This window comes from Pseudomonas sp. NY15374 (assembly GCF_048068255.1).
In the GTDB taxonomy this organism is placed as follows: Bacteria; Pseudomonadota; Gammaproteobacteria; order Pseudomonadales; family Pseudomonadaceae; genus Aquipseudomonas; species Aquipseudomonas machongensis.
This window is the reverse complement of record NZ_JBLUPZ010000006.1, coordinates 206,840-220,682: the sequence shown is the minus strand read 5'-3', so window position 1 is coordinate 220,682 and position 13,843 is coordinate 206,840. Positions and strand designations below refer to the sequence as shown.

The 13,843-nt window shown below is 65.0% G+C and carries 12 protein-coding genes and 1 tRNA gene; 6 read left to right on the top strand and 7 right to left on the bottom strand.

Annotation, left to right across the window (positions count from 1 at the left end):
* Nucleotides 1-8 precede the first annotated feature (8 nt).
* Nucleotides 9-2,396: a response regulator gene (locus ACNFHO_RS15065; protein ID WP_416766751.1), complete on the top strand. Its 2,388-nt coding sequence runs from the start codon at nt 9-11 to the stop codon at nt 2,394-2,396.
* Nucleotides 2,397-2,494: 98 nt separating this feature from the next.
* On the opposite strand, the gene ACNFHO_RS15060 is transcribed toward ACNFHO_RS15065, so the two are convergent.
* Nucleotides 2,495-2,569 (bottom strand) — tRNA-Gln (locus ACNFHO_RS15060).
* Between the two features lie 291 nt (nt 2,570-2,860).
* Here ACNFHO_RS15060 and ACNFHO_RS15055 point away from each other — a divergent pair.
* Nucleotides 2,861-3,103: a hypothetical protein gene (locus ACNFHO_RS15055; RefSeq protein ID WP_063544167.1), complete on the top strand. Its 243-nt coding sequence runs from the start codon at nt 2,861-2,863 to the stop codon at nt 3,101-3,103.
* Between the two features lie 107 nt (nt 3,104-3,210).
* On the top strand, nt 3,211-4,287 hold the full coding sequence (zapE, locus tag ACNFHO_RS15050; protein ID WP_414155122.1) for a cell division protein ZapE: 1,077 nt from the start codon (nt 3,211-3,213) through the stop codon (nt 4,285-4,287).
* 30 nt (nt 4,288-4,317) lie between these two features.
* Here the strand turns inward: zapE and ACNFHO_RS15045 are convergent, their stop codons facing one another.
* On the bottom strand, nt 4,318-6,207 hold the full coding sequence (locus ACNFHO_RS15045) for a propionyl-CoA synthetase (protein WP_063544165.1): 1,890 nt from the start codon (nt 6,205-6,207) through the stop codon (nt 4,318-4,320).
* Nucleotides 6,208-6,367: 160 nt separating this feature from the next.
* Here ACNFHO_RS15045 and ACNFHO_RS15040 point away from each other — a divergent pair, with 160 nt between their 5' ends.
* Together ACNFHO_RS15040 and ACNFHO_RS15035 are read left to right on the top strand one after the other, a co-directional pair.
* Nucleotides 6,368-7,660, top strand: coding sequence for a protein kinase (locus ACNFHO_RS15040; RefSeq protein WP_416766750.1), 1,293 nt, complete (start codon nt 6,368-6,370; stop codon nt 7,658-7,660).
* An 85-nt stretch (nt 7,661-7,745) separates the two neighbouring features.
* Nucleotides 7,746-8,612: a LysR family transcriptional regulator gene (locus ACNFHO_RS15035; protein ID WP_054894721.1), complete on the top strand. Its 867-nt coding sequence runs from the start codon at nt 7,746-7,748 to the stop codon at nt 8,610-8,612.
* Here ACNFHO_RS15035 and ACNFHO_RS15030 read toward each other — a convergent pair.
* From ACNFHO_RS15030 to ACNFHO_RS15010, 5 genes are all read right to left on the bottom strand, one after another.
* Nucleotides 8,586-9,743 carry an HPP family protein gene (locus ACNFHO_RS15030; protein ID WP_414155120.1) on the bottom strand — a complete coding sequence of 386 codons (1,158 nt, stop codon included), beginning with the start codon at nt 9,741-9,743 and terminating at the stop codon, nt 8,586-8,588. The two genes, ACNFHO_RS15035 and ACNFHO_RS15030, sit on opposite strands and share 27 nt — an antisense overlap.
* A 239-nt stretch (nt 9,744-9,982) precedes the next feature.
* Nucleotides 9,983-11,302 (bottom strand): sensor histidine kinase, encoded by a 1,320-nt coding sequence (locus ACNFHO_RS15025; protein WP_416766749.1) that lies wholly within the window; start codon nt 11,300-11,302, stop codon nt 9,983-9,985.
* Nucleotides 11,299-11,970: a response regulator transcription factor gene (locus ACNFHO_RS15020; protein ID WP_054894718.1), complete on the bottom strand. Its 672-nt coding sequence runs from the start codon at nt 11,968-11,970 to the stop codon at nt 11,299-11,301. The genes ACNFHO_RS15025 and ACNFHO_RS15020 overlap by 4 nt, the downstream gene beginning before the upstream one ends.
* Entirely contained in the window at nt 11,971-12,285 is a 315-nt protein-coding gene (locus ACNFHO_RS15015; protein WP_054894717.1) for a PepSY domain-containing protein, read from the bottom strand.
* Nucleotides 12,285-12,593: a PepSY domain-containing protein gene (locus tag ACNFHO_RS15010; RefSeq protein ID WP_054894716.1), complete on the bottom strand. Its 309-nt coding sequence runs from the start codon at nt 12,591-12,593 to the stop codon at nt 12,285-12,287. Before ACNFHO_RS15010 ends, ACNFHO_RS15015 begins: the two co-directional genes overlap by 1 nt.
* Before the next feature lie 167 nt (nt 12,594-12,760).
* Here ACNFHO_RS15010 and ACNFHO_RS15005 point away from each other — a divergent pair, with 167 nt between their 5' ends.
* Nucleotides 12,761-13,840, top strand: a complete 1,080-nt coding sequence (locus ACNFHO_RS15005) for a patatin-like phospholipase family protein (RefSeq protein WP_063544157.1) — start codon at nt 12,761-12,763, stop codon at nt 13,838-13,840.
* Nucleotides 13,841-13,843: the final 3 nt, after the last annotated feature.

The following is a 13,843-nucleotide window of genomic DNA, read 5'->3' as shown; positions in this document are numbered from 1 at the left end:
CGCCGACGATGCAAGCCACTTCGCTGAAACTGCTGATGGTCGAAGACAGTTCGATGGATGCCGAGCTGAGCCTGTTGCGCCTGGAGCGCAGTGGTTTTCAGGTCCAGTCGCACCTGGTGTTCGACCATGCCGGGGTGGAGCACGCGCTGCTTGAGGGCAGCTACGACCTGATTCTCTGCGACTGCGTCCTGCCCGGTTCCTCCGGCACCGATGTGCTGGCCATCGCCCAGCGCCTGGCACCGGACGTGCCCTTCATCTTCCTGTCCGGCATCTATGGTGAAGAGCACGCGGTGGAGATGATCCGCCTGGGCGCCACCGACTATGTACTGAAGAAAAACCTGCCGCTGCTGCCCAAGGCCGTGCGCCGAGCCCTGACCGAGGTGCAGGAGCGCCAGCGGCGGCGCCGTGCCGAGGAAGCGCTGGCCGATGTCGAGGCACGTGCGCGCATTGCCATCGACGCCGCCGGCATGGGCACCTGGGACTACCGCCCGCAGGAAGACCTGCTGCTGTGGGACAACCGTTGCAAGGCCCTGTTCGGTCTGCCAGCCGACGCGGAGATGAGTCTGGAGGTGTTCTACGCCGGCATTCACCCCGAAGATCGGCCCCATGTCAGCCAAGCCGTGGAACTGGCGATGCAGCCAGACAGCGACGGCCACTACCGCGCCGAATTCCGCATCGCCGCTCCCGGCAACCTGGAACCGCACTGGCTGCTGTCCACCGGGCAGGCACAGTTTGTCGATGGCCGCTGCGTGCGTTTTTCCGGTGTGCTGCAGGACATCCACCAGCAACGCCTGGCCACCCAGGCGCTCAAGCAGCTCAATGAAATGCTCGGCGAACGGGTCGAGCGCCGCACCCGCGAGCGCGACCGTGCCTGGGAGCTGTCGCAGGACCTGCTCGCGGTGCTGAACAAGGACCTGACGCCAGTGGCACTGAACCCGGCATGGGAGGCGGTACTGGGCATCAGCCGCGAACGCCTGAGCCAGACGTCGCTGCTGCACCTGTTGCCCGAAGCCGAGCAGGAGGCCTTTCTCGAAGAGCTGGCCGCCCTCGCCCATGGCCGCACCAGCGCCCGTTTCATCGGCCGTATCCAGCATGCCGGCGGGCAGCAGCGCTGGCTGTCCTGGGTGGTGGTGCCGGAAGACACGCTGTTGTACGTGGTCGCCCGTGACATCAGCAGCGAGCGCGAATCGGCGCTGGGGTTGGCCGAGGCCAACCGCCGCCTGCGTGACCAGATCATCGAGCGCGAACGCATCGAAGCGGCCCTGCAGCAGATGCAACGCCTGGAAGCGGTGGGCCAACTCACTGCGGGCGTGGCCCATGACTTCAATAACCTGTTGACCGTGATCCTCACCGGCACCAGCTTCGTCGAGCGCGACCTCGACAAAGGCGACCTGGCCAAGGCGCGCAGTCGCCTGAAGCATGTGCGCGAAGCCGGCGAGCGCGGGGCCAAGCTTACCTCGCAGTTACTGGCCTTCTCGCGCCGCCAGCGCCTGGAACCCGTGCCGCTGCACCTCAACCACACCCTGGCCGGCCTCGAGGAACTGCTGCGGCGCACCCTGGGCGGCAATATCTCGGTGCGCCTGGATCTGGACAGCAGCCTGTGGCAGGCCCTGACCGACCCGACCCAGACCGAGATGATCATCCTCAACCTGGCGATCAACGCCCGCGACGCCATGCCAACCGGCGGCCAGTTGACCCTCTCGACCCGCAACATACGCATCGAGGCCCTCGCCCAGCGCCCGGAAGACCCCGAGCCTGGCGAGTACGTGATGCTGTCGATCCGCGACACCGGTTGCGGCATGAGCGAAGAGGTGGTGGCCAGGGTCTTCGAACCGTTCTTCACCACCAAGGATATCGGCAAGGGCTCGGGCCTGGGCCTGGCTCAGGTGTTCGGCTTCGCCAAGCAGTCAGGGGGCGGCGTACACATCGACACAGCGCCCGGGCTCGGTACGAAGGTCAGTGTCTACCTGCCGGCGGTCAAGCACGTCGATCTTAAGGAGCCGCAGACGCTCGCAGTGCCGCAAGGTACATCGCTCAACGGTCACGACCGAGTGGTGCTGCTGGTGGATGACGATCACCTGGTCCGCGACATGATCGGTGATGTGCTGCGCCTGCACGGCTACCAGGTACGCCAGGCCCACAGTGGCGAGCAGGCCTTGGCCTTGCTCGACGAACGCATCGATCTGCTGCTCACCGACTTCGCCATGCCCGAGTTCAACGGCGCCCAGTTGGCCCATGCTGCACGCGAGCGCTACCCTCGCCTGCCCGTGGTGTTTCTCACTGGCTACGCCGAACTGGAAGGGCTGGAGTTGCCCGGCAGCCTGGTCATGCAGAAGCCCGTGCAAGCCGAAGACCTGACCCGGGCACTGAACGATTTGCTGGGGGGAGCGGAATAAGCCAGGATGGCGCGCCATGCGCGCGCCACCTGACGAGCAGACACAAAAAATCGCCAGGCTGACTTGCAGGCTGGACGCTTGAGAATGCTTGGAAATAATGGCAGGGGCGGCTGGATTCGAACCAACGCATGGCAGGATCAAAACCTGCTGCCTTACCGCTTGGCGACGCCCCTGTATCGAATTCGCTGACAGCTACGTGTGTTGCTGTGCTGGAATGGGCCGCACTTTACCAACATTCTTTTCGGCTGGGAACCCCCGAGTTGAAAAAAATTGCCGGAAAACAGCAAGTTAGTGTCCTCTACTCTAAGGTGATCCAACCACACCCGTTGCCTTGGGCGCCACTCGCCCTTGAAAGGGTTGGCACAGGCAACCGTCTGTCGGTTTTTTTCCGCCTCGCTTCAACGCATGCGCCTTTACCCATTCCAAGCAAGTAACCACCGCTTGCGCATCACAAGGAGGGCGCCATGCCAGTTTCACACGACCTGTATCAGGACCTGCACTACCCACGCGAAATCGTTCAACAGCGACGTCAGCAGGACAAGACACTGGATCGCCTGCTGGACGACTACGTGGACCTCGACAACCAGGTGCTGGCTGCCGAGTCGATTTCAGCGGGCAACTTTGTGGACGAAGACCTGCGCCACCTCAAGGAAAAGCGCCTGGCCGTCAAGTTCATGATCGAACGGCAGCTGGAGCGCAAGGCCTGATCGGCGACCTATCGCGCCATGCGATCACTGTGGCGCACATTCTCGACTGGTCAAACGACGCAGGCTCGCGCAAGCTGCGTCTGCCCTCGTCATTCGGAGCCGTCGCCTTGTCCGCCTGGATTCAAAACCCCCTGCGCCACCTCGGCCAGCGCCTGCGTACCTGCCCCCCAATCGACACTACGCTGCTGACGCACTTCCAGGGCAAGGCCCGCGAATGCGGCTATACCCTGAGCGAAGGCCAACACCGGGTGATCGAGGCCATGGCCACGCAACTGGCCGCCCTCGAACAGGGCCAGGCACGCAGCCTGTACCTGCATGGCTCGGTCGGCCGAGGCAAGAGCTGGCTGCTCGACGGGTTCTTCCAGACCGTGCCGACCACAGCGAAACGCCGCCTGCACTTTCATGATTTCTTCGCCCGCCTGCACGAAGGCATGCACCGCCACCGCGCCCTGGACGATGCGCTGGGGGCCACCCTGGATGCGTTGCTCGGCGATTGCCAGGTGCTGTGCTTCGACGAATTCCACGTCCACGACATTGGCGATGCAATGCTGCTCACCCGCTTGTTCGGTGCACTGTTCGAGCGGGGTGTGTTCTTGCTGGTAACGTCCAACTACGCCCCGGAAGGGCTGCTGCCCAACCCGCTGTATCACGAGCGCTTCCTGCCGGTGATACGCCTGATCAACAGCCGCATGCAGGTGCTGGAGGTTGGCGGCGACACCGATTTTCGCAGCCTGCCGGCCAACCGCGAGCAACAGCGCTTCACCCAGGGCCACTATGTCTGGCCAGCCGATGCCACGCAGCGCCAGATCCTTGCCGTGCCCGCCGCACAGGCACTCACGCTGGAGGTGAATCGCCGTCCGCTGCGCGCGCTGCACAGCCATGAACGACAGGTGATGTTCGCCTTCGACGACTTGTGCGAACAGCCCACCGCGGTCATCGACTACCTGGCCCTGGCCGAACGTTTCGACCACTGGATCATCGATGGCCTGGATGATCTGTCAACCTGTTCACTGGCGGCGCAGCAGCGCTTCGTCAACCTGATCGATGTGCTGTACGACCAGGACAAATCGCTGCTGGTGCTGGGCAAGCGTAGCCTGGAGCAAAGCCTGGGCGGGGCGATCAACGACCTGATGCGCACCCGCAGCCGGCTGGGGCAACTTCAGCAGATGGGGCCTGCGGCCTGATGGGCCGCGCCTGCCGGTGACACCGCGGCCTTATCCCGCCCGCGGCAGGTCCGCCAGCACACCCTCTATCTCAGGCAGTACCGCCGGGTCATCCAGCGTGGACGGCGCCACGTAGTCCACGCCATCGGCAATCTTGCGCAGCACCGCACGCAGGATCTTGCCCGAGCGTGTCTTGGGCAGGCGCTTGACCAGACGCACTCGATTGAAACAAGCCAGCGCCCCGATCTGCTCGCGCACCTTGGCCACCAGTTCGGCCTGCAACTGTTGTTCGGCAATGCCCTGCCCGTCCTTGAGCACCACCAGCGCCAGCGGTACCTGGCCCTTGATCTCGTCGTGCACGCCGATCACCGCGCACTCGGCCACCGCGGGATGCTGCGCCACCAGGTCCTCCATCTCGCCGGTGGACAGCCGATGCCCGGAGACGTTGATCACATCATCGGTGCGCCCCATGATGTAGACGAAGCCATCATCGTCCAGGTATCCGCCGTCACCGGTGTGGTAATAGCCCGGATAGCTGTGCAGGTAGGCTTGCAGGTAGCGTGGGTGGTCGCCCCAGAGCGTCTGGCTGCAACCTGGCGGCAACGGCAAGGCGATCACGATGGCGCCCTGCTGGTTCGGTCCCAAGGGGCGCCCCTCATCGTCCAGCACCTGGACGTGATAGCCCGGCACCGCGCGATTGCTCGATCCCGGGCGCGCAGCGCTGCCCTCGAGCCCCACGCACGGCGCGGTAACCGGCCAGCCGGTCTCGGTCTGCCACCAATGATCGTGCACAGGTTTGCCACTGACCCGCTCCAGCCACTGGTGCGTGCTGGAGTCGAGTTTCTCGCCGGCAAGGAACAACTGACGCAGCGAACCCAGGTCATGACGGCGGATCAGTTCGCCGTCCGGATCTTCCTTGCGGATCGCACGCATGGCGGTCGGTGCGCAGAACAGTGCATTGACCTTGTACTGCTCGACCACCCGCCAGTACGCCGAGGCATCCGGGGTGCGAATCGGCTTGCCTTCGTAGAACACCGTGGTGCAGCCGCTCATCAACGGCCCGTAGACGATCAGCGAATGGCCGACCACCCAGCCCACGTCGGAAATCCCCCACCACACATCGCCCGCCTGCATACCGTAGACGTGACGCATGGCGTAGCACAGCGCGACCGCATTGCCGCCATTCTCACGCACGATGCCCTTGGGTTTTCCGGTGGTGCCGGAGGTGTACATGATGTACAGCGGGTCGCCTGCGTCCAGTTCGACCGGCGCCACCGGCTCGGCATCGGCCACCGCCGCCTGCCAGTCCAGGTCGCGCCCAGGCTGCAGCTGCGCGCGGGCCTGGGGACGTTGCAGCACCAGCACATGCCCAGGCTGGTGCCGGGCCAGTTGCAGGGCGCGATCGACCAGCGGCTTGTATTCGATCACCCTGTCGAACTCGAGGCCACAGGACGCGGTGAGCAGCAGGGTCGGACGCGCATCGTCGATACGCAGGGCCAATTCGTTGGCGGCAAAACCGCCGAACACCACCGAGTGCACCGCGCCGATCCGCGCGCAGGCCAGCATGGCCATGGCTGCCTGCGGCACCATGGGCATGTAGATGATCACGCCATCACCCTTGCCCACGCCAAGCGCGCGCAGCAGACCGGCAAGGCGCGCGACCTCGTCGCGCAGTTGAAGGTAGGTGAAGGTCAGCGCAGCGCCCGTCACAGGCGAGTCGTAGATCAGCGCCAACTGCTCACCGCGGCCTTGCTCGATCTGATGGTCCAGGGCCAGGTAGCTGCTGTTCAGGCGCCCGTCAGCAAACCAGCGGTGAGTGCCGTCCGGGTTGTCCTGCAGGGTGAGGGTGGGCTTGCGGTGCCAGGCGAGCTGCTCGGCCTGGGCTTGCCAGAAGCTGGCGGGATCGGTGATGGAATGCGCGTAGCTGTGCTGATAGGTCATTGGTTCGCAACCCGGTACTTGTTGTTATTGAAGGGCGAGCCTTGAGTATGGACCGGCATTGCGCCCCTGCCATCGGACTTAAGTCGCAACCCTTGTGCAGATTTGCAATGGCCTGGCGCAGCTCTAGAATGGCGCCCTTTCCAAGCCATAGGCACGCACCATGCACAGCCTCGAAGACCTCAAAGCCGGCCGACTCCAAGGCATCACCCGCCTTGACCTGTGCGAAGGCCTGACCTGTTTCCCGCCAGAGATCTTCACGCTCGCAGACACACTCGAGGTGCTGAACCTGACCGGCAACGCCCTCTGCGCATTGCCCGACGACCTGCACCGACTGACCCGGCTGAAAGTGCTGTTCTGCTCGGAAAACCGCTTCACCCACCTGCCCCACGGCATCGGCCGCTGCACGCGCCTGGAAACCGTGGGCTTCAAGAGCAACCGCATCAGCCAGGTCGATGCGCAGGCGCTGCCAGCCAGCCTGCGCTCGCTGGTACTGACCGACAACCTGCTCGAAACCCTGCCGCAACAGATTGGCGAGTGCACCCACCTGCAGAAGCTGATGCTCGCAGGCAACCGCCTGACCGACCTGCCCGAGAGCCTCGCCCGTTGCGAACGCCTGGAACTGCTGCGCGTCGCCAGCAACCGTCTGACGGCCCTGCCCGATTGGCTGTTGCACATGCCGCGCCTGGCATGGCTGGCCTATGCCGACAACCCGCTGCCCCAGGCGCTGCGGGCGCCCACGGTAGAGACCGCCGCCCAGCCTATCGACTGGGCGGATCTCACACTGGGCGAAGAGCTCGGCCGTGGTGCTTCGGGCGTGATTCACCTGGCGCATTGGCGCGCACAGCAGGCACCGGTAGCGGTCAAGCTGTACAAGGGCGAGATCACCAGCGATGGCTCGCCCCTGGCAGAGATGAGCGCCTGCCTGGCAGCGGGCGACCACCCGCAACTGGTGCGGCTGCTCGGGCGCATCGACAACCATCCCCAGCGTCGCCCTGCGCTGGTGATGCAACTGATCGATCCGAGCTGGTTCAACCTTGCAGGCCCACCGAGCCTGGACAGTTGCACCCGCGATCGCTACCCCGCAGAGCGCCACTTCAGCCTGGACGCTGTGCAACACCTGCTGGCGGGTGTCGCTTCGGTGGCCGCGCACCTGCATACACAGGGCCTGAACCATGGCGACCTGTATGCCCACAATATCCTCTGCGCAGCAGCCGGTGACTGCCTGCTCGGGGACTTCGGCGCGGCATCGTTCCACTCGCCGGCTGCAGGCGCGGCTGGCGAGGCCATCGAGCGCCTGGAGGTGCGCGCCTTCGGTATTCTCATCGACGAACTGCTGGACTGCTGCGAAGAAGACGACACCCGGCTACGCGCCCTGGCCGCGCACTGCCAGCAAGCGGATGTGCTGCGACGCCCAGCGTTCGCCGAGGTCATCGAGGCGCTGCGCAGCCATTGAGAGCACGGGGGCCTTGGATCATTTACCTGCCCCAATCCGGTGCAAAGCCCCTAGAATGACGCACTGACCCACAGCCGAGCACCCAATGGACATCGATCAGGCCCGTACCTTTCTGGAAATCGTGCGCTGCGGCAGCCTGGTGGCCGCAGCCGAGCGCCTGTTCGTCTCACAGACTGCCATTTCGGCCCGAGTGCAGCGCCTGGAGCAACAACTCGGCTGTCAGCTGTTCGTGCGCAGCCGCAACGGCGCCAGCTTGACCGGCGACGGCGAGGCCTTCGTCACCTACGCCAACCAACTGGTACACACCTGGGAAGCGGCACGCCGTGACCTGCCGCTGCCACAGGGCTGCCAGAAGGTCCTGCACCTGGGGGGCGAGGTGAGCCTGGGCAATCCGCTGATGCTCGATTGGGTCAGCGCACTGCATGGGGCCCTGCCCGACCATGCGATCCGCAGCGAAGTGAGCGACGGCGAAGCGTTGCTGCGCAAAGTGGAAATGGGCTTGCTGGATGCGGCGCTGGTCTATCAACCGACCTATGTCCCGGGGTTGCAAGTCGAACAGTTGATGGAAGAAAAGCTGATCCGCATCCGCCGCGTCGACCTGCCCGAGCCTTACATCTATGTCGACTGGGGCGAAGCCTTCCGACGCCAGCACGATGCGGCCCTGCCCCACTGCGCGCGGCCGGCGCTGAGCTTCAACCTCGGCCCCCTGGCGCTGCAGTTCATCCTCGACCAGGGCGGCAGCGGCTATTTCCGTACCCGTGTGGTGCAGGCCTATCTGGATAGCGGCGTGCTGGAGCGCGTGCCACAGGCGCCGGAGTTCACCTACCCGACGTTCCTGGTCTATGCCCGTGAACGTGACAGCGAGGCGCTGCAACAGGCGCTCGCGCTGCTGCGCCGTCAGGTGGCCGACGGCGCCAGCGACTGGTCACAACGCTGGGACCCGCTGGTCTGAGCGCTGCGTTGCAGCGTTGAGCAAATGACGTTTCAGGCCGGCGATAAGGTCGGTCTGGGTGATCACTCCAACCAGTCGCCCGTCGTCCAGCACCGGCAAGCAGTGCAATCCGTGCTCGCTGAGCAGCGGCAGGAGGCGCTCCAATGGATACTCGCTACCCACGCTGACCACTTGGCGGCTCATGACCTGCGCCATGCGTGTCGACGGGCGACGGAACAGGCCTCGCCAACTGAAGCGCCCCCGGGCCATCGCCGGGCCAACCAGGTCGCTGAGGCTGACGATACCGACCAAACGCCCGTGCTCCAGCACCGGAAGCGTCTTCAGGTGATGGCCGGCGAGCATCTTCCAGGCCTGTTCCAGGGTCGTGTCCGGCGAGGCGAACTGTACGTCGCGGGACATCACCGCGGCCGCCGTGATCCCGCCCAGGCTGCGCTGCAGGGCGTGCTGCTCGGTGGCCAGGATGATACGTTCGAGTTCATCGCGGGTGACATCGACAAACTCCCCCAGCTCCTCCAGCGCCAGATCCAGGTCTTCTGCGCTGATGCCGACGCGTGCACCGGGCAGTGGGTCATGGGTGTGATGCGGGTCTTTGCGCGGTACGGCGCCCTTGGGATAACGCACCCCGGTCAGGCGGTTGTAGAGCACCGCCACGGCCACCAGAATCAATGCGTTGAGCAGCACTGGCTCGAGCAAATGGTCGCCCATCGCCACCAGCCCTGGGTCAGCCAGCACCACGCTGGCCGCCACACCGCCGCCCGGAGGGTGCAGGCAACGCAACCCGCACATCAGCAGCAGCGAGCCACCCAGGGCCGCTGCGGCCACCCAGAGCTCGCTGCCCAGGCCCTGGCGCATCGCCAACCCGAGGATCCCGGCCAGGGCATAGCTGCCGAGCACCGGCCAGGGCTGCGCCAGCGGGCCGGAATGCACAGCGAACACCAGTACCGCCGAGGCAGCCAACGGGCCAAGCAGGTGCAGGGCGACGGAAGGGCCGTACGCCATGCTGCACAGCCATCCGGCGAGGAACAGACCCAGCAGCGCGCCGACAGCGGCACGCAGCCACTCCCGCGGAGGAATATTCAAAGGCGCCGGTAACAGGCGCAGCAGACGGTTTTCAGAACGCGAGGCAGGCATCGAATCAAGCGCAATCGTATTGGAACAGTAAAAAGAAAGCCCAGCCGAGAGGGTCTGGGCCCTGCATTACCAAGGCAATGACAATGGGCTCCGTCCGTGGAGAGATGGAAACCGGAGGGTTTCGTGGCGGGGATTGTGCCGAACGCACCGTTTTGGGGCCAATTCAAAAAAATGCGTCTGGACTGCAATTTTTTTGCTGGATCTGCCCTTGATCGATCACTCAAGGGCCAAGAGGCGTGTCAGCGCCCCTTGCGTGGCAACTCGATGCTGACGCGCAGCCCTCCCAGCGGGCTCTCGAGCAAGGTGATCCGCCCTTCCCAGGCCTCAACGATGTCCCGCACGATGCCCAGCCCCAGGCCATGCCCGTCCACCTGCTCGTCGAGCCGCGACCCGCGCTCCAGCACCTGCTCCCGTGCCTCACCGGGAATCCCTGGCCCGTCGTCGTCGACCCAGAGCCGGTAACCCTCGGCAGTTGCCTCGATACCCAGGCGTACCTCGCTGTCAGCCCATTTGCAGGCGTTGTCCAGCAGGTTGCCCAGCAGCTCCAGCAGGTCCTCGCGGTCCCAGGGCAGCAACATCCCCGGTGGTACATCACGCGCCAGCAGCAGCCCCTCGCCATGGATCATACCCAGCGTGGAGAGCAGGCCAGGCAGCTCCGCATCGCAGTCGAACTGCGCGCCTGGCAAGGCATCGCCCGCCAGGCGTGCGCGGTTCAGTTCACGGGCCAGGCGCTGCTGAATCTGCTCCAGTTGTTCGCGCAGTTGCGCCTGCACTTCAGGCAGATCGCGCAGGCGCTCGCTCGACGCCAGGCTCAGCAGCACCGCCAGAGGGGTCTTCAGGGCATGACCGAGGTTACCTAGCGCGTTGCGTGAGCGACGCAGGCTGTCTTCGGTGTGCGCCAGCAGGTGGTTGACCTGGTCCACCAGCGGTTGCAGTTCACTGGGCACCTGGGCATCGAGTTGGGAGCGCTGCCCCTGTTGCAATTGGGCGATCTGCTGACGGGCGCGCTCCAGCGGACGTAACGAGCGGGTCACGGTGATGCGCTGCAGGACCAGGATCAACAGCAGCGCCAGCACACCCATGCCCAGGCCGATCTGCTGCAAGCGCCTGAACCCCTCGCGTACGGGTGAATAATCCTGAGCGACGCTGATCGAAATATCCTGACCCAGGCGCCGGTAATCTCCGCGATAGGCCAACAGTTGCTGGCCTTCCGGGCCTAGCTCATGGCCATCCTCCAGCCCCGGGCGCGCGAGCTTGGGCATGTCCAGGTCCCATAGCGAACGGGAGCGCCAGGTGCCCTGCTCGAAATCGATGCGAAAGTAATACCCTGAAAACGGCCGTTGATAGGCCGCCGAGATACGCCGCTCGTCCAGTTGCAGGCCGTTGGGGCCACGGACCAGCGCCACCAGCAGGTTCTCGCTCTCCTTGCGCAGCCCGGCTTCGAGATAGCGCTGCAACCCGGCCTCGAACAACCACAGGGTCACCTGCGCCACCGCCACGCCGACCACCACCAGCACGGCCACCAGGCCGAGGCTCAGCCGTGCCTGGATCGACTTCACCCGTTGCTGCTCCCGGCGTAGACATAGCCCTGGCCGCGACGGGTCTCGATCACGCTGCGCCCCAGCTTGCGCCGCAGGTGATTGACGTGCACCTCGAGCACGTTGGAGTCACGCTCGGTTTCCCCGTCGTAGAGATGCTCGGCCAAGTGGCTCTTGGACAGGACCTGCTGCGGGTGCAGCATGAAATAGCGCAGCAGGCGAAACTCGGCGGCGGTCAGTTGCACATCCACCCCCTCGCGCACGACGCACTGACGCCCTTCGTCCAGGTGCAGGCCCGCCGCCTCCAGGCGCGGCTGGTTGGCCAGGCCACGGGCACGGCGCAGCAGGGCCTGGATGCGCAGTTGCAGTTCTTCGGGGTGGAAGGGTTTGGTGAGGTAGTCGTCGGCCCCGGCCTTCAGCCCTTCGATGCGTTCGGCCCAGGAACCGCGAGCGGTGAGAATGAGCACGGGGATGGCCAGCGCAGCGGCACGCCACTGCGTCAGTACCTCCAACCCCGGCAGACCGGGCAGGCCGAGGTCGAGGATGATCAGGTCATAGGGCTCACTCTGCCCCTGGTAGACCGCGTCACGACCGTCGGCCAGCCAGTCCACGGCATAGCCCTGGCGTTGCAGGCTGGCGATCAATTCGTCGGCCAGAGGCACATTGTCCTCGACAAGCAACAGGCGCATTCAGTCGTCTTCCTCGTCCTTGATCAAAACGCCGGTACGGGCGTCGTACTTGATTTCACGCACCACACCGGCCGGGGTCAGCAGTTCGACCTCGTACTCGTAACGGCCGTGCTTCTCTTCCAGCTCGGCCTCCAGCAAACGCGCCCCGGGGTAGCGCCCCAGGGCTGCGTCGAGCAATTGCTCAAGCGGGAGGATGATGCCCTGCTGTCGCAGTTCCAAGGCTTCGTCCTGGTCCAGGTCGCGGGCGGTCGCCGGCGAGCAGGCGACCCATAATGCCAGTGCCAGACAGGGCACCGCTCGCGGCAGGGTGTTCATCAGTTGTCTCGTTCGTCCTTCAGCACTTCACCAGTCTTGGCGTCCAGGGCCACGTCCCATTCGACGTTCTGCGCATCGCGCAGTTCGACCTTGTAGACATAGCGGCCGTATTCGTCTTCGAGCTCGGAATCGGTCACGGTCGAGCCGGGATGCTTGGCCACGGCGGCGGCCTTGAGCTCATCCAGAGACTTGATGGTCTTGGCATTGACCAGTTTGACCACTTCGTCGGGCTGCACGTCCTTGGCGAAGGCGGCAGTGGCACCGAAGGTCAGGGCAGCGGCGGTGAACAGGGCAGTCAACGTTTTCATAGGGTCTCTCCATCGAGGTGCGTATGTTGTCTACGGGGTTAAGATTAACCACCGGTCCTTAACTCAACCTGAAAACAGCTGGCGACATGATAGCGCCGTTCGCAGCCTCCGAGCGCCCGTCGAACCCCATTTGCCTATAATGCGTCCTTGCCCTTCAAGAGACAGCCATGAGCGCCATCCATATCAAGTATCCCGCCCTGACCTTCAAGGCCGGCCGACGCGCCCTGGCGCAGATCCGCGAGCGCGGCCTGCGGGCTGTCGATGTCGGAGTGCTGCCGGGCGCGGCCGGCGGCCCCAAGCCGCTGGGTATTCAGGGTCTGGACCTGGCACTGTTCGGCCAGTTGCTGCCTTCGGCACCGCGGCAGCGCTCGCTGATCGGCGCCTCGATCGGCTCCTGGCGCTTTGCCAGCGCCTGCCTGGACGACCCCGTGGCCGGCCTGCGGCGCCTGGGCGAGCTGTATACCGAGCAGGATTTCGCCAAGGGGGTGACGCCCGCGCAGATCAGCCAGAGCTGCCAGCGCATGCTCGACGATCTGCTACAGGGCCGTGACGGCCAGATCCTGGCCAATCCGAACTATCGCCTGAATATCCTGGTGGTGAAGAGCCATGGCCAGCTTGCCCATGATCACCCCGCGCGGCTGGGCATGGGCCTGTCCTCGGTGATTGCCAGCAACCTGCTCGGGCGTTCGCGCCTGGCCCGTCACTTCGAACGCATCATCCTGCATGACGGCCGTAGCGCACCACCACTGGACGCATTGACCGACTTTCCCTCGCGCTGCCTGCCCCTGGACCTGGGCAACCTGCGACAGGCGCTGCTCGCGTCGGGCTCGATCCCGATGGTGATGGAGGGCGTGCGCGATATTCCCGGCGCTGGCAACGGCACCTACCGTGACGGCGGCCTGCTGGACTACCACCTCGACCTGCCCTATCGAGGCGACGACCTGGTGCTCTATCCGCACTTCACCGACAAGGTCGTGCCCGGCTGGTTCGACAAGGCCCTGCCCTGGCGTCGCGGCGATGCCACACGCCTGCACAATGTGCTGCTGATGACGCCATCGCCGCAGTACCTGGCCGCCCTGCCCTATGGCAAGCTGCCGGACCGCAACGACTTCAAGCGTTTCATGGGGGATGCGCCGACTCGCAAGCGCTATTGGTACAAGGCCATCGCCGAAAGCCAGCGCCTGGGCGACGAGCTGCTGGAACTGGTCGCCACCGGGCGGCTGCATGAACGGTTGCAAGCCTTGTAGCAA